We start from the raw sequence: 20,474 nt of genomic DNA, 5'->3' as shown, positions 1-20,474 counted from the left end.
CTAGCACGACCAAAGATAACTTTACACCGTCTGTCGCAACGGACAGGTTCATTTAGCCCGGGTTCGTGCTTCATATCTCGTATCAGGCGTCGACCATGGCCATCGCCTCCTCCACATCCACCGCCACCAGCCGCGAGCAGCCTGGCTCGTGCATGGTTACCCCCATCAGTTGATCGGCCATTTCCATGGCGATCTTGTTATGGGTGATATAGATGAACTGCACGGTCTGACTCATCTCTTTTACCAGGCGCGCATAACGGCCGACGTTGGCATCGTCGAGCGGTGCATCGACTTCATCGAGCATGCAGAACGGTGCCGGGTTCAATTTGAAGATGGCAAATACCAACGCCAGGGCGGTCAGCGCTTTTTCACCGCCGGAGAGCAAATGAATAGTGCTGTTCTTCTTTCCTGGCGGGCGCGCCATGATCGTTACCCCTGTATCGAGTAAATCTTCGCCCGTCAGTTCCAGATACGCACTGCCGCCACCGAAAACTTTTGGAAAAAGTGCCTGCAAACCGGCATTTATCTGATCGAAGGTATCTTTGAAACGATTACGCGTTTCCTTGTCGATCTTGCGAATGACGTTTTCCAGCGTGTCCAGGGCTTCGACCAGATCGGCGTCCTGGGCATCGAGGTAGCGCTTGCGCTCGGACTGTTGCTGGTATTCCTCGATTGCCGCGAGGTTGATTGCGCCCAAACGCTGGATGCGCCCGTCAAGGCGCTCCAGTTCGGCCTCGGCCTCCTGTTCGTTGGCCTCCTCGGTCAGGGTCGCCAGCACGCCGTCCAGGTCGTAGCCGTCGGCATGCAGTTGCTCGTGCAGGGTCTTGCGCCGCACGCTCAGGCCTTGCCATTCCATGCGGTGCTGCTCGAGCTGGCCGCGCAGCAACTGGGATTGTTGCTCGGCCTGGCTGCGGCGCTTCTCGGCGTCACGCAACTCGCGGTCGGCATCCTCCATGTGCAGACGCGCCAGACGCATTTCTTCGTCGACGCTCATGCGCTTTTCCAGCAGTTCTTCGAGCTTGAGGCGCAGCTCTTCCAGCGGGGCCTCGCCCTCTTCCAGGTTCAGGCTCAACTGTTCGCGCTTTTCGCTCAGGCGCTCGGATTGCAGCTCCAGGCGTTCCAGGGCCTGGCGGGTGGAATCGTGCTGGGCCCGCAGCGAGCCGAGGCGCACCGCGAGCTGGTGGGCGTGATCCTTGTGTTGACGCGCTTCCTGGCGCACCCGGTCCAGGTGTTCGCGCAAGCCGTCGCGCTGGGCCAGGAGCATTTCCCGCTGCTCGGTATCCTGAGCCATCAGTTCCAGCGCTTCCTGCAGCACCAAACGGGACTCGCCCAGTTGTTCCTGCTCGATCCCACGCTGCTCCGCAGATTCCGCCAGTTCGTCTTCAAGACGCCGACGACGCAGGCCCAGTTGCTCGGCGCGGGCCTTGCCAGCGGACAGGCGCGCCTTCAGCTCACCTTGCTGGCGGGCTTCGTCCTGGGCACGGCGGCGCAGTTGTTCACGGCCGTCTTCAAGCTGGCGCTGCTGGTCGCGCTGGTCGTTCAGTTCTTCGTCCAGTTGCGCCAGCCGGGCTTGCTGTTCTTCCTGTTCCAGGCCAAGACGCTCCAGCTCCTGGCCGCGGGCGAGCACGCCGCCCTGAGCATCACTGGCACGGCTGACCCGCAGGAAGTTGCGGCCGACCCAATAACCGTCGCGACTGACCAGACTCTCGCCCTCGGCCAGTTGTCCGCGCAGCGCCAGCGCCCGATCGAGACTCTCCACCGGCTTGACCCGGCCCAGCCACGGCGACAGATCCACCGCGCTTTCGACCTTGTCCAGCAGACTACCCGGCACCTGCGCGGCGCCAAGGCTGGCGTCCAGCAGGCGCAGTTCGCCCTGGTCGAAACCGTCGAAGCCCAGATCGCTGAACGAATCCACCAGCACCGCTTGCAGGTCGGCGCCCAACACGGTTTCCACCGCCAGTTCCCAGCCCGGCTCGACGCGCAGGCCTTCGGCCAATCGCGGGCGCTGCTCCAGGCCATGCTCGCGCAGCCACTGGGCGGCGCCGCTGCCAGGTTCCAGCGCAGCCTGTTGCAAGGCTTCCAGCGATGCCAGACGACCACCAAGACGCTGCAACTCGCCCTGCGCCTGCTGCTGGGCCTGGGTGGCCTGTTGCAGGCGTTCGCGCAGGTGATCGAGGCGCTCGGCAGACTGTTGTTCTTCCAGTTGCAGGTCTTCCAGCAGCAGTTCGCTGCTGGCAACTTGCTCGGCCAGCTCGAGGATCGCCGCGTCTTCCGGGTCGGCGCTGAGCTGATCGCGTTCTTCGCCCAGCTTGCGCTGGCGCTCGGCCAGGCGTTCGAGGCTGTGTTCCAGTTGCTGGATGCGCGACTGCTGCACCTCGGCCTGGCGGCGCGGCTCGGCGGAACGGGCGTTGAAGCTGTCCCATTGTTCCTGCCAGCCGTGCATGGTGGTTTCGGCTTCTTCAAGTGTCGCGGAGGCTTCCTCGGCCGCGGCCAGGGTCATTTCCTGTTCCGGGTCGAGCATCTCCAGTTCTTCGCCAAGGGTCGCCAGCAAGGTGCGGTCGTGCCCCAGGTGCGATTCGGTTTCCTGGCGCGAGCGCTCGGCTTCCTTGAGGTCGTCCTGCAATTGGCGCAGGCGCTGCTGGCCGTGCTGGATACTTTGCTCGACCCGGGCGATGTCGCCGCCGACCGAATAGAAGCGGCCCTGGACCAGATTGAAACGCTCGGACAGTTCGTGATGACCATCGCGCAACCGCTCGATACTCGCATCGGCGTTGCGCTGCTCGGCCACCAGCGCCTCGAAGGACACTTCCTGGTCGCCGATAACGCTTTCGCGCTGGCTGACCTGGGTGTCCAGCGCGCGCCAGCGCAGGGCCGACAGTTGCGCCTTGAGCTGGCGTTCTTCGGCCTTGTATTCCTTGTATTTCTCCGCCGCCTGGGCCTGCCGGTGCAGGCGTTCGAGCTGGCGCTCCAGCTCTTCGCGCAAGTCGGTCAGGCGCTCGAGGTTTTCGTGGGTGCGGCGGATGCGGTTCTCGGTTTCGCGGCGGCGCTCCTTGTACTTGGAGATGCCCGCGGCTTCCTCGATGAAGTTGCGCAGTTCTTCCGGCTTCGCCTCGATGAGCTTGGAGATCATGCCCTGCTCGATGATCGAGTAGCTGCGCGGGCCCAGGCCGGTGCCGAGGAAGATATCGGTGATGTCACGGCGCCGGCACTTGGTGCCGTTGAGGTAGTAAGTGTTCTGCGCGTCGCGGGTGACCTTGCGCCGGATCGAGATCTCGGCGTAGGCGGCGTATTCGCCCACCAGGGTGTTGTCGCTGTTGTCGAAGACCAGTTCGATGCTGGCCTGGCTGACCGGCTTGCGGCTGGTGGAGCCGTTGAAGATGACGTCGGTCATCGATTCGCCGCGCAGGTTCTTCGCCGAGCTTTCGCCCATGACCCAGCGCACCGCATCGATGATGTTGGACTTGCCGCAGCCGTTAGGGCCGACTACCGCGGCCATGTTGCTGGGAAAATTGACGGTGGTCGGGTCGACGAACGACTTGAACCCCGCCAGGCGAATGCACTTCAGGCGCATGGTCAGTCAGTCACCAGGGCCGACAGCACCAGTTCACAACTGCGTCCGCAGTACTCGGTGAGCACCTGGCGGATTCGCGCCAGGTCACCGGCGACCACCGCCTGCAGCAATTCGGTGAACAGCACCAGGAAGTCGTTCATTTCCGCCTTGCGCTGGTCCAGGGCCAGGTAATAGGTGCGACTCATGGCCGGCTGCAGGTTCTCGACGGTTTCCTGCAGGTAGGGATTGTTGGCAAACGGATAGGCGGCGCGCATCACCGCGAAGCTCTCTTCGACGAAGGCCTTGATGTCCTGACGCGCGCAAGCCTCTTGCAGGCGCTGCTGAATGGCCAGGAACGGCGCCAGCTCGGCATCGCTGGTGCGCCGCGTGGCGACGGCATTGCCGAGCAGGATGTACAGCTCGCTCATCAGGGTGCACAGGCTGCGCACGTTGAGTTCGTTGAGAACGGTCACGTGGGCGCCACGGCGCGGCAGGATGGTCACCAGATGACGGCGTTCGAGAATCAACAGGGCTTCGCGCACCGAGCCACGGCTGACATTCAGTGCCTGGGTGACCTTCTGTTCCTGGATGCGTTCTGCAGGCTTGAGTTCACCCCGGATGATCCGTTCGGCCAGGTAGTGGGCAATTTGCTCGGAGAGGCTGTCCGGCGCCTTGAACGTCATGGTTTTCCTTCAAAATCGTTGAACGGCTAAAAACGCGGAAGTGTAACGCAAATGCCCACTGCCAGCATGCTGGAGCCGTCATCCCTGCGAGGCTTTTCCTACAACACGCTCTCCCCCTCTGGAACGGCCTCCCGCCGTGCGCGCTTCACCCTTCGCGAAAGGATCCCCACAAGGCTAGCTGACGCTTCAACAGCCCGCATCAGTCGTTTCACTCGTCTATTTAGGAATTCAGCTACAGAAAGCCTGCTTAACTGAAACACAGGGATTAGCGCTTTGGGAGAGCGGCCGAATGGATTTTCTTGACTTACAGGTCAGAAAATCATTGACCGGAAAGTCAAGGCTGAATACATTTCGCCTCAGTCCGCTCAACAACAATAATTCGCTTGTGAGGCCCTTCCGTGATCCAGTTTCTCTTGAACCAGGAGTTGCGCAGTGAGCATGCCCTGGACCCCAACCTGACGGTACTCGAGTATCTGCGCGAGCACCTGGGTAAAACCGGCACCAAGGAGGGCTGCGCCAGTGGTGACTGCGGCGCGTGCTCCGTGGTGGTCGCCGAACGCATTACTGACGAAAACGGCCAGGACAGCCTGCAATACCGCAGCCTGAACTCCTGCCTGACGTTCGTCTCGTCGCTGCACGGCAAACAGTTGATCAGCGTCGAAGGCCTCAAGCACCAGGGCAAGCTGCACAGCGTGCAACAGGCGCTGTCCGACTGCCACGGCTCGCAGTGCGGTTTCTGCACGCCGGGCTTCGTCATGTCTCTGTTCGCCCTGCAAAAGAACAGCGATCAGCCCGACCTGCACAAAGCCCACGAAGCCCTCGCTGGCAACCTGTGCCGCTGCACCGGCTACCGGCCGATCCTCGCCGCCGCCGAGCAGGCCTGCTGCCAAGCCCAGCCCGACCAGTTCGACGCCGCCCAGGCGCAGACCATCGCCCGCCTCAAGGCCATCGCGCCGACGGAAACCGGAGAACTCAACAGCGGCGACAAGCGCTGCCTGGTGCCGCTGACCGTGGCTGACCTCGCCGATCTCTACGGCTCGCATCCGGAAGCCCGGCTGCTGGCCGGCGGCACCGACCTGGCGCTGGAAGTGACCCAGTTCCACCGGACGCTGCCGGTGATGATCTATGTCGGCAACGTCGCCGAACTCAAGCGCGTCGAGCATTTCGACGACCGCATCGAGATCGGCGCGGCCACCCCGCTGACCGACTGCTACGAAGCCCTGCACACTGAATACCCGGACTTCGGCGAGTTGCTGCACCGCTTCGCCTCCCTGCAGATCCGCAACCAGGGCACCCTCGGCGGCAACATCGGCAACGCCTCGCCGATCGGCGACTCGCCGCCGCTGCTGATCGCCCTCGATGCGCAGATCGTCCTGCGCAAGGGCGACAGCACCCGCACCCTCAAGCTGGAAGACTATTTCATCGACTACCGCATCACCGCGCGGCAGGAGAGCGAGTTCATCGAGCGCATCATCGTGCCGAAAGCCAAGGCCAACTGGGTCTTCCGCGCGTACAAGGTGTCGAAACGGCTGGACGACGATATTTCCGCGGTGTGCGCCGCCTTCAACCTGCGCATCGACAACGGTGTGATCGAGCACGCCCGGGTTGCCTTCGGCGGCATGGCGGCGATCCCGAAACGCGCCCGCGCCTGTGAAGCCGCGCTGACCGACAAGCCGTTCAACCAGGCCACCCTGGAGAAAGCCTGCCAGGCCCTGAGCGAAGACTTCACACCGCTCTCGGATTTCCGCGCCAGCAAGGAATACCGCCTGCTGGGCGCGCAGAACCTGCTGCGCAAGTACTTCATCGAACTGCAAACACCGCACATCGAGACCCGGGTGACCGATTATGTCTAACCACCACGCGCCCAAGAGCCAGGCGGAAATGGCCGAGCTGTTCGCCCAGGACCTGACCACCGGTGTCGGTCGCAGCGTCAAGCACGACAGCGCCGACAAACAGGTGTCCGGCGAGGCCGTGTACATCGATGACCGCCTGGAATTCCCCAACCAGTTGCACGTGTACGCCCGCACCGCCGACCGCGCCCACGCGCGCATCCTCAGGGTGGACACCACGCCGTGCTACGCCTTCGAAGGCGTGCGTATCGTCATCACCCACGAAGACATTCCGGGCCTGAAGGACATCGGCCCGGTCGTGGCCGGCGACCCGCTGCTGGCCATCGACAAGGTGGAGTTCTTCGGCCAACCGGTGCTCGCCGTGGCCGCCCGTGACCTCGACACTGCGCGCCGCGCGGCGATGGCGGCGATCATCGAGTACGAAGACCTGGAGCCGGTGCTCGACGTGGTCGAGGCGTACCGCAAGAAACACTTCGTGCTGGACAGCCACACCCACCAGCGCGGCGACTCCGTTACCGCCCTGGCCAGCGCCCCGCACCGTCTGCAAGGCACTTTGCACATCGGCGGCCAGGAACACTTCTACCTGGAAACCCAGATTTCCTCGGTGATGCCCACCGAAGACGGCGGCATGATCGTGTTCTGCTCGACCCAGAACCCCACCGAAGTGCAGAAACTGGTCGCCGAAGTGCTCGACGTGCCGATGAACAAGATTGTCCTCGACATGCGCCGCATGGGCGGCGGCTTCGGCGGCAAGGAAACCCAGGCTGCCAGCCCCGCCTGCCTGTGCGCGGTGGTTGCACGCCTGACCGGCCAGCCCACCAAGATGCGCCTGCCGCGCGTCGAAGACATGATGATGACCGGCAAGCGCCACCCGTTTTACGTCGAGTACGACGTCGGTTTTGACGACAACGGTCGCCTGCACGGCATCAACTTCGACCTGGCCGGCAACTGCGGCTATTCGCCGGACCTCTCGGGCTCGATCGTCGACCGCGCGATGTTCCACTCCGACAACGCCTACTACCTGGGCGATGCCACGGTGCACGGCCACCGCTGCAAGACCAACACCGCGTCCAACACCGCCTACCGTGGCTTCGGCGGCCCGCAAGGCATGGTCGCCATCGAAGAAGTGATGGACCATATCGCCCGCCATCTGGGCCGCGACCCGCTGGACGTGCGCAAGGCCAATTACTACGGCAAGACCGAGCGCAACGTCACCCATTACTACCAGACCGTCGAACACAACCTGATCGAGGAAATGACCGCCGACCTCGAAGCGAGCAGCGACTATGCCGAGCGCCGCGAGTCGATCCGCCGCTTCAACGCCCACAGCCCGGTATTGAAAAAAGGCCTGGCGCTGACCCCGGTGAAATTCGGCATCTCGTTCACCGCGACCTTCCTCAACCAGGCCGGTGCGCTGATCCACATCTACACCGACGGCAGCATCCACCTGAACCACGGTGGCACCGAGATGGGCCAGGGCTTGAACACCAAGGTCGCCCAAGTGGTGGCCGAAGTGTTCCAGGTCGATTTCGACCGTATTCAGATCACCGCCACCAACACCGACAAGGTGCCGAACACTTCGCCGACCGCGGCCTCCAGCGGCGCCGACCTGAACGGCAAGGCCGCGCAGAACGCTGCCGAGATCCTCAAGAAACGCCTGGTCGAGTTTGCCGCGCGGCAGTGGAAGGTCACCGAGGAAGACGTGGAATTCCGCAACGGTCACGTGCGCATCCGCGACGAGATCGTCAGCTTCGAGACGCTGGTGCAACAGGCGTACTTCGCCCAGGTATCGCTGTCGAGCACCGGGTTCTACAAGACGCCGAAGATTTTCTATGACCGCAACCAGGCGCGTGGCCGGCCGTTCTACTACTTCGCCTTCGGCGCCGCCTGCGTCGAAGTGATCGTCGACACCCTGACCGGCGAGTACAAGATGCTCCGCGCCGACATCCTCCACGACGTTGGCGACTCGCTGAACCCGGCCATCGACATCGGCCAGGTGGAAGGCGGCTTCGTTCAGGGCATGGGCTGGCTGACCACCGAGGAACTGGTGTGGAACGCCAAGGGCAAGCTGATGACCAACGGCCCGGCCAGCTACAAGATCCCCGCGGTGGCGGACATGCCGCTGGATATGCGGGTGAAGCTGGTGGAAAACCGCAAGAACCCGGAAGACACCGTGTTCCATTCCAAGGCCGTGGGCGAGCCGCCGTTCATGCTCGGCATCGCCGCCTGGTGCGCGATCAAGGACGCCGTGGCGAGCATCGCCGACTACCGCGAGCATCCACAGATCGACGCGCCGTCGACACCGGAGCGGGTGCTGTGGGGCTGTGAGCAGATGCGCAAGGTAGTCGCGGCAAGGGCAGTTGCAAAACCGCAAGTGGAAACCGTGACCCACTGACGCCGCCTACCCCGTAGGAGCGAGCTTGCTCGCGATAGCGAGCTTGCTCGCGATAGCGATCGAACAGGCGCCATCGCGAGCAAGCTCGCTCCTACACAAGGGGCGACATCGAATCCTGAAGAGGATCAGAAATCATGCACCAATGGATCAACGCCCTCGCCGAATTGCAGGAACAGGGCGAGCCCTGCGTCCTGGTGACCATCATCGAGGAGCGCGGCTCGACCCCGCGCAATGCCGGCTCGAAGATGGTGGTCAGCGCCAGCCGTCTGTTCGACACCATCGGCGGCGGGCACCTGGAATTCAAGGCCATGCACATCGCCCGCGAGATGCTCGCCGAAGGCCGTGAATCGCCGCACCTCGAGCGCTTCAGCCTCGGCGCCAGCCTCGGCCAGTGCTGTGGCGGTGTCACGGTGCTGCTGTTCGAGCCCATGGGCGCGGTGCAGGCGCAGATCGCCGTGTTCGGCGCGGGCCACGTCGGCCGCGCTCTGGTACCCTTGCTCGCCGCGCTGCCCTGTCGGGTGCGCTGGATCGACTCGCGCGAGCAGGAATTCCCCGAGCACATTCCCGCCGGCGTCTGGAAAGTCGTCAGCGAGGAGCCGGTGGATGAGGTCGACGAGCTGCCCCCCGGCAGCTACTGCATCGTCATGACCCACAACCATCAGCTCGACCTGGAACTCACCGCCGCCATCCTCAAGCGCAATGACTTCACTTGGTTCGGCCTGATCGGCTCGAAGACCAAGCGCGCCAAATTCGAACATCGCCTGCGCGACCGCGGCTTCGACGCCGAGCGCATGCAACGCATGCGTTGCCCGATGGGGCTGGCCGAGGTCAAGGGCAAGCTGCCGATCGAGATCGCCGTGTCCATCGCCGCCGAAATCATCGCCACCTATAACGCCAGCTTCGGCCTGCACAACCCGGCCGCGAACGCTGAACCCATCGCCCAACTGCTGCCGCCCTCACGGCGCAGCCACGCCATTTGACGAGAGTGTTATGAGCGCAACCCGCAAAGCCTACCGATCCGCCATCCTGCACAGCGTCGCCGACCCGGCCGAAGTCGGCATCGAGGCCTCCTTCGAGTATTTCGAAGACGGTCTACTGGTGGTCGACAACGGCAAGATCAGCCGCCTCGGCCACGCCAGCGACCTGCTGCCGACGCTGCCGGCCGACATCGAAGTGGTGCATTACCAGGACAGCCTGATCACCCCCGGCTTCATCGACACTCATATCCACTTCCCACAGACCGGCATGATCGGCTCCTACGGCGAGCAACTACTGGACTGGCTGAACACCTACACCTTCCCGTGCGAACGCCAGTTCGCCGACAAGGCACATGCCGACAAGGTGGCGAAGATTTTCGTCGAAGAGCTGCTGCGCAACGGCACCACCACTGCCCTGGTGTTCGGCAGCGTTCACCCTGAATCGGTCAACGCCTTCTTCGAAGAAGCCGAGCGCCTGGAACTGCGGATGATCGCCGGCAAGGTGATGATGGACCGCAACGCCCCGGACTACCTGACCGACACCGCCGAATCTGGCTACGCCGAGAGCAAGGCGCTGATCGAGCGCTGGCACGGCAAGGGCCGCCTGCACTACGCGGTAACCCCGCGTTTCGCCCCGACCAGCACCCCGGAACAACTGCAACTGGCCGGGCAACTGCTGGGCGAATACCCGGACCTGTACATGCACACCCACCTGAGCGAGAACCTCAAGGAAATCGACTGGGTGAAATCGCTGTTCCCGGACCGCAGCGGCTACCTGGATGTGTACGACCACTTCAAGCTGCTGGGTCAGCGCTCGGTGTTCGCCCACGGCGTGCACCTGTGCGACGCCGAATGCCAGCGCCTGGCCGAAACCGGCTCGGCGGTCGCCTTCTGCCCGACCTCCAACCTGTTCCTCGGCAGCGGTCTGTTCAACCTGTCGCAGGCCGAGCAGTTCAAGGTCAAGGTGGGCCTGGGCACCGACGTCGGCGCCGGTACCAGCTTCTCGCTGCTCAATACGCTGAACGAGGCCTACAAGGTCATGCAGCTACAGGGCACTCGCCTGCATCCTTTCAAGTCGCTGTACCTGGCCACCCTCGGCGGCGCTCGCGCACTGAGCCTGGATGACCGGATCGGCAGCCTGCGGGCGGGCAATGACGCCGACTTCGTGGTGCTCGACTATAAGGCCACGCCGCTGCTGGACTACCGCCTGCAACAGTCCAACAGCATCGAGGAAACCCTGTTCGTGCTGACCACCCTGGGCGACGACCGCACCATTCGCCAGACCTTTGCGGCGGGGAACTGCGTGCACCAGCGCTGATCTTTCCTGACGGAAACGACACGGGGCCAGTTCCCGCAAGCCTTCACTCAGGCTTGCGGGGACTGGCCCCGTGTTCATTGGTGGCGCTTATCAGCTCTTGGCCGAGACCGAACCACCGCGTTTCTTGCTCTGCAGCAGGTGCGAGAACACTGCGTGCAGGTCGTCCGAGGCGCTTTCCTCGTCGAGGTTGAGCTTGCTGTCGATGTGATCCATGTGATGCATCATCAGGTTCACCGCCAGGGTCGCGTCGCGGGCCTCGATGGCATCGATCAACTGCATGTGCTCGTCATAGGAGCAGTGCGAGCGGTTGCCGCTTTCGTACTGGGCAATGATCAGCGAGGTTTGCGACACCAGGCTGCGCTGGAAACTCACCAGCGGCGCGTTGGCGGCGGCTTCGGCCAGCTTGAGATGGAACTCGCCGGAGAGACGGATGCCGGCGCCACGGTCACCGCGGGAGAAGCTGTCGCGCTCTTCACGGACCATCACGCGCAGTTCGTTCAGTTGCTCGACGGTGGCGTGCTGCACGGCAAGTTCGGTGATCGCCCGCTCCACCATGCGCCGGGAAAAGAACACCTGACGCGCTTCTTCCACGGTTGGGCTGGCAACCACGGCGCCGCGGTTGGGGCGCAACAACACCACACTTTCATGGGCCAGACGCGACAAGGCGCGGCGGATGATGGTGCGGCTGACGCCGAAGATCTCGCCCAGGGCTTCCTCACTCAACTTGGTACCCGGCGCCAATCGCTGTTCGAGAATGGCCTCGAAGATATGCGCGTAGACGATGTCATCCTGGGTACCGCTGCGGCCACCGGTCTTGCCGGCCCGCGGGGCTTTCTTGAGGGGTTGTAGCTGTTCGTTCATGGGCACTCGCGCACGAAGATTCGCCTATCGGACCTCGACTGTAATACCAGCCAGTGGGGCGATGGCAAGTCCTGGGTAGAAAATTAACGGCTAAAGGTATTGCCGCATTGTACACAGCAAACTGCATTTCTGCAGGCGGCGATCTCCGTTATAGCGCCCGCCACCTCTAATGTGCGCACACCTAATAAAACAGTATTTGCATTCTTTGTATACAAACGCATAATCCACCGGGCAACTTCCTGACTCAAAGGTCAACATTCGAGTCGGTCGCCTTGCCAACCCTTCCCTCGCAGAGCCCCGAGTGATCGTGCAGGACCAGCTCTGAAAAACAAGAAAGACTTGAGGAGTACACGCTGTGGAAAGCCGCAAATCCGACGCACCTACGCTGGATCTTGCCCCACCGCTCGAAACGAGCTGGCTGGAGCGGATTTTCAAACTCAAGCTACACGGCACTACCGTAAAGACTGAAATGATCGCCGGCCTGACGACCTTCATCACCATGGCCTACATCATCTTCGTCAACCCCAACATCATGGCCGACGCCGGAATCGACCATGGTGCCGCCTTCGTCGCCACCTGCATAGCCGCCGCCCTGGGCTGCCTGCTGATGGGGCTCTACGCCAACTGGCCGGTTGGGCTGGCACCCGGCATGGGCCTGAACGCCTTCTTCACCTACACCGTGGTCGGAACCATGGGTTACACCTGGGAGGCGGCGCTGGGGGCAGTATTTGTCTCCGGGGTGCTGTTCATGTTCCTGACCCTTTCACGCGTGCGCGAATGGCTGCTGAACAGCATCCCGGTCAGCCTTCGTCATGCAATGGGCGCCGGCGTCGGATTGTTTCTCGGACTGATCGGCCTCAAGACCGCGGGTATCGTCGTCGACAGCCCGGCCACCCTGATCAAACTCGGCCACCTGAACGAACCCGGCCCGCTGCTGGCAGCCATCTGCTTCCTGATGATTGCCGTGCTCAGCTACCACCGGGTGTTCGGCGCCATCCTCATCAGCATCATCACCGTCACTCTCGCCGGCTGGGGTCTGGGCCTGGTGGAGTACGGCGGCGTGTTCTCGCTGCCGCCGAGCCTGGCGCCAACCTGGATGGCCATGGATGTCGCCGGGGTGTTCAACGTCAGCATGATCGCCGTGGTTCTGGCGTTCCTCTTCGTGCACATGTTCGACACCGCCGGCACCCTGATGGGCGTCGCCCAGCGCGCCAACCTGGTGAATGCTGACGGCCGCATCGAAAACCTGTCCCGTGCGCTCAAGGCAGACAGTGCGTCGAGCGTATTTGGGGCAGTGGTCGGCGTACCGCCAGTGACCAGTTATGTAGAGAGTGCCGCGGGTGTCGCCGCGGGTGGTCGCACCGGCTTGACGGCGGTAGTAGTGGGTCTGCTATTTGTCGCGGCGATGTTCTTCGCACCGCTGGCCGGCATGATTCCCGCGTATGCCACGGCAGGTGCACTGATCTACGTCGCCATGTTGATGATGGGCAGCATGGCCCATATCGAATGGGATGACGCAACTGACAGCATCCCCGCGATCGTCACCGTGATCATGATGCCCCTGACCTTCTCGGTCGCGGACGGTATCGCCATGGGCTTCATCACCTTCGTCGTGCTGAAGGCCTTCACCGGCAAACACAAGGAAATCTCCGCCAGCCTGTGGGTGCTGTGCGCGATCTTCATTGCCAAGTTCATCTTCCTTTAAGGGATAGATGGCGGGACAGGAGCCTCACCTTCGGGTGGGGTTTTTTTTGAGCTGCACGTTGCAAGCGGCAAGCGATCAGACAAGCTGGGCAGCCCGGCACAAAAACAGCAGACGAAAAAAAGCCCGCCAGTGTGAGCGGGCAAGGACCTACGAAGATTCTTCTAGCGACCAACTAGCTTCCGCGATAGGTCGAGTAACTGTAAGGCGAGATCAGCAGCGGAACGTGGTAGTGCTCCTGCTCGGCATTGATGCCGAAACGCAGCACAACCACATCAAGGAAGGCCGGCTGCGGCAACTGCACGCCACGCGCGCGGTAGTAGTCGCCGGCACTGAACTGCAACTGGTAAACACCGCTGCGGTAGTCATCACCCTGCAGCAGCGGCGCGTCGACGCGGCCATCGCTGTTGGTCAGGGCAGTGTTCACCAGCTCCAGTTGCTGGCCTTCGACACGATAGAGCTCGACCTTGATCGAGCTTCCAGGACAGCCATGTGCGGCATCCAGTACATGCGTGGTCAAACGTCCCATTGCTTGCTCGCCTCATTGTTCAATCTGTGGGCAAAAAATACCCGCACAGCACCAGGATCGACCACGGTGGTGTGCGGAAGCCGGATCATTAAGACATTTTATTGAAAAATTGTACACAATTTTTCTAACCAGATTGGGCTTCAGCCAATCCCCCCTTCTGTAAATAAGCCATCAGTCGCAGAGCCAGGGCTTTGGCAGACACCAGCGTCATTTGCTGACCAATCAGGCAGGTTTCTTGCAGTCCTTTCTTTATAGGTATGCTGAAAGAAATGCGGAAAAACAGGCTTACAAATCGTCAATAAAGTTGTATACAATCACACCATCGACGTGGCCCCACGCAATCTGCGACCGCCACCCTCCCCGTGTTTACGTACAAGAAGGAAGACTGCAGTGAGCGCTGATTATCCTCGCGACCTGATCGGTTACGGCAATACCCCACCCCATCCACGCTGGCCGGGGAATGCCCGTATCGCGTTGTCTTTCGTGCTCAATTATGAAGAAGGCGGCGAACGCAACATCCTTCACGGCGACAAGGAATCCGAAGCCTTCCTCTCCGAGATGGTCTCCGCCCAGCCGCTGCAAGGCGCGCGCAACATGAGCATGGAATCGCTCTACGAATACGGTAGCCGCGCCGGCGTGTGGCGCCTGTTGAAATTGTTCAAGGACAGCGGTGTACCGCTGACCGTCTTCGCCGTGGCCATGGCCGCGCAGCGCCACCCTGACGTGATCCGCGCCATGGTCGAAGCCGGCCACGAGATCTGCAGCCACGGTTACCGCTGGATCGACTACCAGAACATGGACGAGGCCCAGGAGCGCGAGCACATGCTCGAAGCCATCCGCATCCTCACCGAGTTGACCGGTAAACGCCCGGTAGGCTGGTACACCGGCCGTACCGGCCCGAACACCCGTCGCCTGGTGATGGAGGAAGGCGGCTTCCTCTACGACAGCGATACCTACGACGACGACCTGCCGTACTGGGAATCGAACAACCCGACCGACAAACCGCACCTGGTGATCCCCTACACCCTGGACACCAACGACATGCGCTTCACCCAGGTCCAGGGCTTCAACTGCGGCGAGCAGTTCTTCCAGTACCTCAAGGACGCCTTCGACGTGCTGTACGAAGAAGGCGCCGAAGCGCCGAAGATGCTTTCCATCGGCCTGCACTGCCGCCTGATCGGTCGTCCGGCACGCCTGGCTTCGCTCAAGCGCTTCATCGACTACGCAAAAAGCCACGACCAGGTCTGGTTTGCCCGCCGCGAGGACATCGCGCGCCACTGGCACACCAACCACCCTTACACCGCCGAGAACGCCCAATGACCGCTTTCAAGACCCTGACCCCTTCGTCCCTGGACCGCGCCGCGTTCGTCGAGGCTTTCGCCGACATCTACGAACACTCGCCATGGGTCGCCGAGAAAGCCTTTGACCTGGGCCAGCTCGAAGAAGTGGATCAGATCGAAAACCTGCACCAGCGCATGAGCGACATCCTCCTGAGCGCCGACCATGCCGCCCAACTGGCGCTGATCAATGCTCACCCGGACCTCGCCGGCAAGGCCGCCATCAAGGGTGAACTGACCGAGTCGAGCACCAATGAACAGGCCGGCGCCGGTATCCACCAGTGCACCGCCGAAGAGTTCGCGCGCTTCACCACGCTCAACGATGCCTACAAAGACAAGTTCGGCTTCCCGTTCATCATGGCGGTCAAGGGCAGCAACCGGCACCAGATCCTGGCGGCCTTCGAAACCCGCATCCACAACGATGCCGAGACCGAGTTCAAGGAAGCCCTGGCGCAGATCAACCTGATCGCCCTGTTCCGCCTGCTGCAACTGTAAGACCTTGCGCGCCGGCCCGGCCGGCGGCTACAGCCTGATAACAACACACAGAATCAAGAGACCTACGCATGCGCACTTTAGTGATTGAGCCCCTGAGCAAAGAAGCCTTCGCCCCTTTCGGTGACGTGATCGAAACCGACGGCAGCGACCACTTCATGATCAACAACGGCTCGACCATGCGCTTCCACAAGCTGGCGACGGTCGAGACCGCGCAGCCGGAAGACAAGGCGATCATCAGCATCTTCCGCGCCGACGCGCTGGACATGCCGCTGACCGTGCGCATGCTGGAACGCCATCCGCTGGGCAGCCAGGCCTTCATTCCGCTGCTCGGCAACCCCTTTCTGATCGTGGTCGCGCCTGTTGGCGACGCACCTGTATCGGGTCTCGTCCGCGCCTTCCTGAGCAATGGAAAGCAGGGCGTCAATTACCATCGCGGCGTTTGGCACCACCCGGTGCTTACGATCGAAAAGCGGGATGATTTCCTGGTGGTTGATCGCAGTGGTTCCGGCAACAACTGCGACGAGCATTTCTTCACCGAGGACGAGCAACTGGTCCTCAATCCCCACCAATAAGAAAAGGCTGGCCATCGGTTTTCCGGTGACCGGCAAGAGGTAAAGACTGTGGAAGCACATCTGTTGGAATGGCTGAACCTTAGCGTGCGCTGGGTTCACATGATTACCGGCGTGGCCTGGATCGGCGCGTCGTTCTACTTCGTCTGGCTGGAAAACAACCTGAATCGCTCCAACCCGCGCGACGGGCTGTCCGGTGATCTCTGGGCGATCCACGGTGGCGGTATCTACCACCTGGAGAAGTACAAGCTGGCCCCGCCGAAAATGCCGGAGAACCTGCACTGGTTCAAATGGGAAGCCTACTTCACCTGGATGTCCGGTATCGCGCTGCTGTGCGTGGTGTTCTACTTCAACCCGACCCTGTACCTGCTGGCCCCTGGCAGCAGCCTGTCGGGCGCTGAAGGGATCGCCATCGGCGTCGGTTCGCTGATCGCTGGCTGGTTCATCTACGACTTCCTCTGCGACTCGCAACTGGGCAAACACCCTGCCCTGCTCGGTCTGGTGCTGTTCGTCCTGATCATCGCGGCGTGCTACGGCTTCAGCCAGGTGTTCAGCGGTCGTGGCGCGTACCTGCACACCGGCGCCATCATCGGCACCATCATGGTGGGTAACGTGTTCCGCACCATCATGCCGGCCCAGCGTCAGCTGGTCGCCGCCATCGAAGCCAACAAGACCCCGGATCCGGTCCTGCCGGCCAAGGGCCTGTTGCGCTCGCGCCACAACAACTACTTCACCTTGCCGGTGCTGTTCATCATGATCAGCAACCACTTCCCGAGCACCTACGGCAGCCAGTACAACTGGTTGATCCTGGCAGGTATCGCAGTGGCCGCGGTCCTGATCCGTCACTACTTCAACACCCGTCACGACAGCAACAAGTACGCCTGGGCCCTGCCCGCCGGCGCACTGGCGATGATCTGCCTGGCCTACGTCACCGGCCCCAAGCCGGTCTCGACCGCGCCTGAGCAAGCCGCCGCGAAAGTCCAATACCAGCCGCTGCCGGAAACCGCACTGGGTGGCAAGACTGCCGCCGAGAAAGCCGCCGAAGACAAAGCCGCAGCCGAACAGGCCGCCCAGGCGCCAGCCGCCCCTGCCGCGCCCGTCGATGCACCTGCCCAGGCAACCGCCGCGGCCCAGGCTGCCGGTGGTGGTTTCGACAAGATCCACAGCGTCATCCAGGAACGTTGCACCGTGTGCCATTCGGCCAAGCCGACCAGCCCGCTGTTCAGCACCGCGCCAGCCGGCGTGATGTTCGACACCCCGCAACAGATCCAGCAACTGGCACCGCGTATCCAGGCCCAGGCCGTCGCCAGCCAGATCATGCCCCTGGGCAACATCACCCAGATGACTGCCGAGGAACGCAAGCTGGTCGGTGACTGGATCGCCAAAGGCGCTCCCGTCAACTAACAGCAGTCGCAAGTTACAAGCTGCAAGTCAGAGCGGTCCTCCTTTGTCAGGAGGTATCCGCTTCGGCTTGCGGTCGAGATACCAGCAACAACTGCACGCCTGATGGCGGCGGCTTCTTCTTGAAGCTTGCCGCCTGAGGCGTGCAGCTAAAAACAAGAACAAAACCGTTGAGGTGCTGCATGTCCGAGTCTCGCAAGGCGTACATTCCCGTTGCGCCGCCACGACAGCCCCTGCCCTTGCTGCAATTGATCCTCGTCGGTCTGCAGCATGTGTTGCTGATGTACGGAGGTGCCATCGCGGTGCCGCTGATCATCGGACAGGCTGCCGGACTCTCCCGTGAAGAAGTTGCTTTCCTGATCAATGCCGATCTGCTGGTCGCCGGTGTCGCCACCATCGTTCAGTCGTTCGGCATTGGTGCTGTAGGGATCCGCATGCCGGTGATGATGGGTGCCAGCTTCGCCGCCGTCGGCAGCATGGTGGCCATGGCCGGGATGCCTGGCGTCGGCCTGCAAGGGATCTTCGGCGCGACCATCGCCGCCGGGTTCTTCGGCATGCTGATCGCGCCCTTCATGTCCAAGGTGGTGCGTTTCTTCCCGCCATTGGTGACCGGCACGGTCATCACCTCGATCGGCCTGTCGCTGTTCCCGGTTGCCGTCAACTGGGCCGGTGGCGGTGCCTCCGCCAGCACCTTCGGCTCGCCGATCTACCTGATCGTCGCCGGCCTGGTCCTGGCCACCATTCTCCTGGTCAACCGCTTCATGCGCGGTTTCTGGGTCAACGTTTCGGTACTGATCGGCATGGGCCTGGGCTACATCCTGGCCGGCTCGATCGGCATGGTCGACCTCTCCGGTCTCGACGAAGCACCCTGGCTCCAGGTCGTGACGCCGCTGCACTTCGGCATGCCGACCTTCAGCCTCGCACCGGTCCTTTCCATGTGCCTGGTGGTGGTGATCATCTTCGTCGAATCCACCGGCATGTTCATCGCCCTGGGCAAGGTGACCGATCGCGAAGTCACCCCCGGCATGCTTCGTCGCGGCTTGATGTGCGACGCCGGCGCTTCCTTTGTCGCCGGTTTTTTCAACACCTTCACCCACTCCTCGTTTGCCCAGAACATCGGCCTGGTGCAAATGACCGGCGTGCGTTGCCGCTACGTGACCGTGGTGGCGGGTGGCTTGCTGATCCTGCTCAGCCTGCTGCCGAAGGCCGCGTTCCTGATCGCCTCGATTCCGCCGGCGGTACTGGGCGGTGCGTCGATCGCCATGTTCGGCATGGTCGCCGCCACCGGCATCAAGATCCTCCAGGAAGCGGACATCGCCGACCGGCGCAACCAGTTGCTGGTCGCGGTCAGCGTCGGCATGGGCCTGATTCCCGTCGTGCGTCCGGAGTTCTTCGCGCAAATGCCGCAGTGGATGGAACCGATCACCCATAGCGGTATCGCCATGGCCACGGTCAGCGCCCTGGTGCTGAACCTGCTGTTCAACATCCTCGGCGGCGCCGAGCGCGCTGCGCACAACGAAGCCTCCGCCCACCATTGAGCCTTTTGGGCGGCGCTTTCGCCGCCCCGGCAAACCCGAGCAATACGTAGGACCGTCGACCCGTGGGAGCGGGTCGGCCGGGGCGCTTCGCGCCGAAAAAACCGCAACGAACAATAACAATTAGCCGGGAATCACAACATGAAACGCATCACCACTTCCCTCCTCCTGGGCAGCAGCTTGCTGGCAACACTTCCAGCAGTAGCGGGGGATCTTCTGCTGTGGCAATCCAACAGCCTCAGCTATTTGTACGGCAAGGACTTCCAGGTCAACCCTGCGATCCAGCAGACCATTACCTTCGAACACGCCAACAAGTGGAAGTACGGCGACACCTTCCTGTTTGTCGACAAGATTTTCTACAACGGCCAGGCCGACCGCGGCAAAGGCTACCGCACCTACTACGGCGAGTTCACCGAGCGCTTCTCGTTCGGCAAGATCTTCGACACCAAGGTCGAACTCGGCCCGATCAAGGACGTGCTGCTGGCCGTGAGCTACGAGTCCGGCGAAGGCGACAACGAGGCCTACCTGATCGGCCCCGGCTTCGACCTGGCGATTCCCGGCTTCAACTACTTCACCCTGAACTTCTACAACCGTCACACCGAAGGCAGCCGTGCGGGCGACAACGTCTGGCAGATCACCCCGACCTTCTCCTACACCATTCCCGTGGGCAAGTCCGACATCCTCATCGACGGCTACATTGACTGGGTGGTGGACAACGACGAAACCAAGAAGCGCGGCACCTACCACGCCAACCTGCAGTTCAACCCGCAGGTCAAATACGACCTCGGCAAGGCCCTGAACCTCGGCGCCAAGCAGCTTTATGTCGGTTTCGAGTACAGCTACTGGAAAGACAAATACGGCATCGAGAACAGCGGTCGTCTCGATACCAACCAGAGCGTGACCAGTGCTTTGGTGAAGGTGCACTTCTAAAACCTGACCAGGTGAAAGGATTTTGTTCCACCGGCTCCAGGACGGAGCACTTGAGGGCCAGCGCGCAAGCCAGTAACCTGCGCGCCCCCTCGACCGGGGCGGAAGGATTCCGCCCCCGTTTACTGACCGCTCAGTCAATGAATACGGGCGGTTGGTAGATGTAAGCGCCAACAGTCGTAACCGCTTTGAACTGTTCAGAAAGACGTCGAGCAGGATTGCTGCACCCTTCCGGAAAGACGGGGCCAGCGCTTGCCCTTTTTTCGTGGGCGATCGCAAAAACCTGACCCGGAAGGCAACTCGATCAACCCGACGACGCCGACTCAAGAGCGTCGCTAACAGAAT

General features: G+C 62.2%; 16 protein-coding genes. 11 read left to right on the top strand and 5 right to left on the bottom strand.

Annotated features, from left to right (window positions below):
• Window positions 1-82: 82 nt before the first annotated feature.
• Complete coding sequence (gene smc / locus NTD82_RS16750) at window positions 83-3,571, bottom strand: chromosome segregation protein SMC (protein ID WP_262129507.1); 3,489 nt, start codon at window positions 3,569-3,571, stop codon at window positions 83-85.
• Between the two features lie 2 nt (window positions 3,572-3,573).
• Window positions 3,574-4,233 carry a GntR family transcriptional regulator gene (locus NTD82_RS16745; protein WP_095157038.1) on the bottom strand — a complete coding sequence of 220 codons (660 nt, stop codon included), beginning with the start codon at window positions 4,231-4,233 and terminating at the stop codon, window positions 3,574-3,576.
• Between the two features lie 398 nt (window positions 4,234-4,631).
• Here NTD82_RS16745 and xdhA point away from each other — a divergent pair, with 398 nt between their 5' ends.
• The 4 genes from xdhA to guaD all read left to right on the top strand — a co-directional run bounded on the left by xdhA (window position 4,632) and on the right by guaD (window position 10,773).
• A complete protein-coding gene (xdhA, locus tag NTD82_RS16740) occupies window positions 4,632-6,086 on the top strand; it encodes a xanthine dehydrogenase small subunit (protein ID WP_262129506.1) in 1,455 nt (484 codons plus the stop codon).
• Entirely contained in the window at window positions 6,079-8,478 is a 2,400-nt protein-coding gene (gene xdhB, locus NTD82_RS16735) for a xanthine dehydrogenase molybdopterin binding subunit (RefSeq protein ID WP_262129505.1), read from the top strand. The genes xdhA and xdhB overlap by 8 nt, the downstream gene beginning before the upstream one ends.
• Before the next feature lie 134 nt (window positions 8,479-8,612).
• Window positions 8,613-9,458: a xanthine dehydrogenase accessory protein XdhC gene (gene xdhC, locus NTD82_RS16730; RefSeq protein ID WP_262129504.1), complete on the top strand. Its 846-nt coding sequence runs from the start codon at window positions 8,613-8,615 to the stop codon at window positions 9,456-9,458.
• A 10-nt stretch (window positions 9,459-9,468) separates the two neighbouring features.
• Window positions 9,469-10,773 (top strand): guanine deaminase, encoded by a 1,305-nt coding sequence (guaD, locus tag NTD82_RS16725; protein WP_262129503.1) that lies wholly within the window; start codon window positions 9,469-9,471, stop codon window positions 10,771-10,773.
• Window positions 10,774-10,863: 90 nt separating this feature from the next.
• Here guaD and NTD82_RS16720 read toward each other — a convergent pair whose 3' ends face one another.
• On the bottom strand, window positions 10,864-11,634 hold the full coding sequence (locus tag NTD82_RS16720) for a GntR family transcriptional regulator (RefSeq protein WP_095157033.1): 771 nt from the start codon (window positions 11,632-11,634) through the stop codon (window positions 10,864-10,866).
• 355 nt (window positions 11,635-11,989) lie between these two features.
• Between NTD82_RS16720 and NTD82_RS16715 the strand changes: the two genes are divergently transcribed.
• Window positions 11,990-13,339, top strand: a complete 1,350-nt coding sequence (locus NTD82_RS16715) for an NCS2 family permease (RefSeq protein ID WP_410017061.1) — start codon at window positions 11,990-11,992, stop codon at window positions 13,337-13,339.
• A 172-nt stretch (window positions 13,340-13,511) separates the two neighbouring features.
• Here NTD82_RS16715 and uraH read toward each other — a convergent pair whose 3' ends face one another.
• Complete coding sequence (uraH, locus tag NTD82_RS16710; protein WP_095157031.1) at window positions 13,512-13,865, bottom strand: hydroxyisourate hydrolase; 354 nt, start codon at window positions 13,863-13,865, stop codon at window positions 13,512-13,514.
• A 390-nt stretch (window positions 13,866-14,255) separates the two neighbouring features.
• On the opposite strand from uraH, the gene puuE reads away from it, so the two are divergent.
• The 4 genes from puuE to NTD82_RS16690 all read left to right on the top strand — a co-directional run bounded on the left by puuE (window position 14,256) and on the right by NTD82_RS16690 (window position 17,670).
• Window positions 14,256-15,185, top strand: a complete 930-nt coding sequence (gene puuE, locus NTD82_RS16705; protein ID WP_262129502.1) for an allantoinase PuuE — start codon at window positions 14,256-14,258, stop codon at window positions 15,183-15,185.
• Window positions 15,182-15,697 (top strand): 2-oxo-4-hydroxy-4-carboxy-5-ureidoimidazoline decarboxylase, encoded by a 516-nt coding sequence (uraD, locus tag NTD82_RS16700; protein WP_095157029.1) that lies wholly within the window; start codon window positions 15,182-15,184, stop codon window positions 15,695-15,697. The genes puuE and uraD overlap by 4 nt, the downstream gene beginning before the upstream one ends.
• 68 nt (window positions 15,698-15,765) lie before the next feature.
• Window positions 15,766-16,269, top strand: coding sequence for an ureidoglycolate lyase (locus tag NTD82_RS16695; RefSeq protein WP_095157028.1), 504 nt, complete (start codon window positions 15,766-15,768; stop codon window positions 16,267-16,269).
• Between the two features lie 48 nt (window positions 16,270-16,317).
• Window positions 16,318-17,670, top strand: coding sequence for a urate hydroxylase PuuD (locus NTD82_RS16690; RefSeq protein ID WP_262129501.1), 1,353 nt, complete (start codon window positions 16,318-16,320; stop codon window positions 17,668-17,670).
• A gap of 46 nt (window positions 17,671-17,716) precedes the next feature.
• Here NTD82_RS16690 and NTD82_RS16685 read toward each other — a convergent pair whose 3' ends face one another.
• Window positions 17,717-17,851 (bottom strand): hypothetical protein, encoded by a 135-nt coding sequence (locus tag NTD82_RS16685; RefSeq protein WP_256680109.1) that lies wholly within the window; start codon window positions 17,849-17,851, stop codon window positions 17,717-17,719.
• Between NTD82_RS16685 and NTD82_RS16680 the strand changes: the two genes are divergently transcribed.
• Complete coding sequence (locus tag NTD82_RS16680) at window positions 17,850-19,205, top strand: nucleobase:cation symporter-2 family protein (protein ID WP_095157026.1); 1,356 nt, start codon at window positions 17,850-17,852, stop codon at window positions 19,203-19,205. The two genes, NTD82_RS16685 and NTD82_RS16680, sit on opposite strands and share 2 nt — an antisense overlap.
• 138 nt (window positions 19,206-19,343) lie before the next feature.
• Window positions 19,344-20,132: an outer membrane protein OmpK gene (locus tag NTD82_RS16675; RefSeq protein ID WP_095157025.1), complete on the top strand. Its 789-nt coding sequence runs from the start codon at window positions 19,344-19,346 to the stop codon at window positions 20,130-20,132.
• Window positions 20,133-20,474: the final 342 nt, after the last annotated feature.

The sequence above is a fragment of the Pseudomonas sp. 5P_5.1_Bac1 genome, assembly GCF_025466015.1.
GTDB lineage: Bacteria > Pseudomonadota > Gammaproteobacteria > Pseudomonadales > Pseudomonadaceae > Aquipseudomonas.
This window is presented reverse-complemented; position numbering and strand designations above follow the sequence as displayed.

What these genes read in the sequence shown, in the direction of transcription:
- NTD82_RS16695 (WP_095157028.1), top strand. Translation starts at nt 15,766, where the DNA reads ATGCGCACTTTAGTGATTGAGCCCCTGAGCAAAGAAGCCTTCGCCCCT.
- xdhB (WP_262129505.1), top strand. Translation starts at nt 6,079, where the DNA reads ATGTCTAACCACCACGCGCCCAAGAGCCAGGCGGAAATGGCCGAGCTG.
- NTD82_RS16745 (WP_095157038.1), bottom strand. Translation starts at nt 4,233, where the DNA reads ATGACGTTCAAGGCGCCGGACAGCCTCTCCGAGCAAATTGCCCACTAC.
- NTD82_RS16685 (WP_256680109.1), bottom strand. Translation starts at nt 17,851, where the DNA reads ATGCAGCACCTCAACGGTTTTGTTCTTGTTTTTAGCTGCACGCCTCAG.
- NTD82_RS16720 (WP_095157033.1), bottom strand. Translation starts at nt 11,634, where the DNA reads ATGAACGAACAGCTACAACCCCTCAAGAAAGCCCCGCGGGCCGGCAAG.
- smc (WP_262129507.1), bottom strand. Translation starts at nt 3,571, where the DNA reads ATGCGCCTGAAGTGCATTCGCCTGGCGGGGTTCAAGTCGTTCGTCGAC.
- guaD (WP_262129503.1), top strand. Translation starts at nt 9,469, where the DNA reads ATGAGCGCAACCCGCAAAGCCTACCGATCCGCCATCCTGCACAGCGTC.
- uraH (WP_095157031.1), bottom strand. Translation starts at nt 13,865, where the DNA reads ATGGGACGTTTGACCACGCATGTACTGGATGCCGCACATGGCTGTCCT.
- uraD (WP_095157029.1), top strand. Translation starts at nt 15,182, where the DNA reads ATGACCGCTTTCAAGACCCTGACCCCTTCGTCCCTGGACCGCGCCGCG.
- xdhC (WP_262129504.1), top strand. Translation starts at nt 8,613, where the DNA reads ATGCACCAATGGATCAACGCCCTCGCCGAATTGCAGGAACAGGGCGAG.
- NTD82_RS16680 (WP_095157026.1), top strand. Translation starts at nt 17,850, where the DNA reads ATGTCCGAGTCTCGCAAGGCGTACATTCCCGTTGCGCCGCCACGACAG.
- NTD82_RS16675 (WP_095157025.1), top strand. Translation starts at nt 19,344, where the DNA reads ATGAAACGCATCACCACTTCCCTCCTCCTGGGCAGCAGCTTGCTGGCA.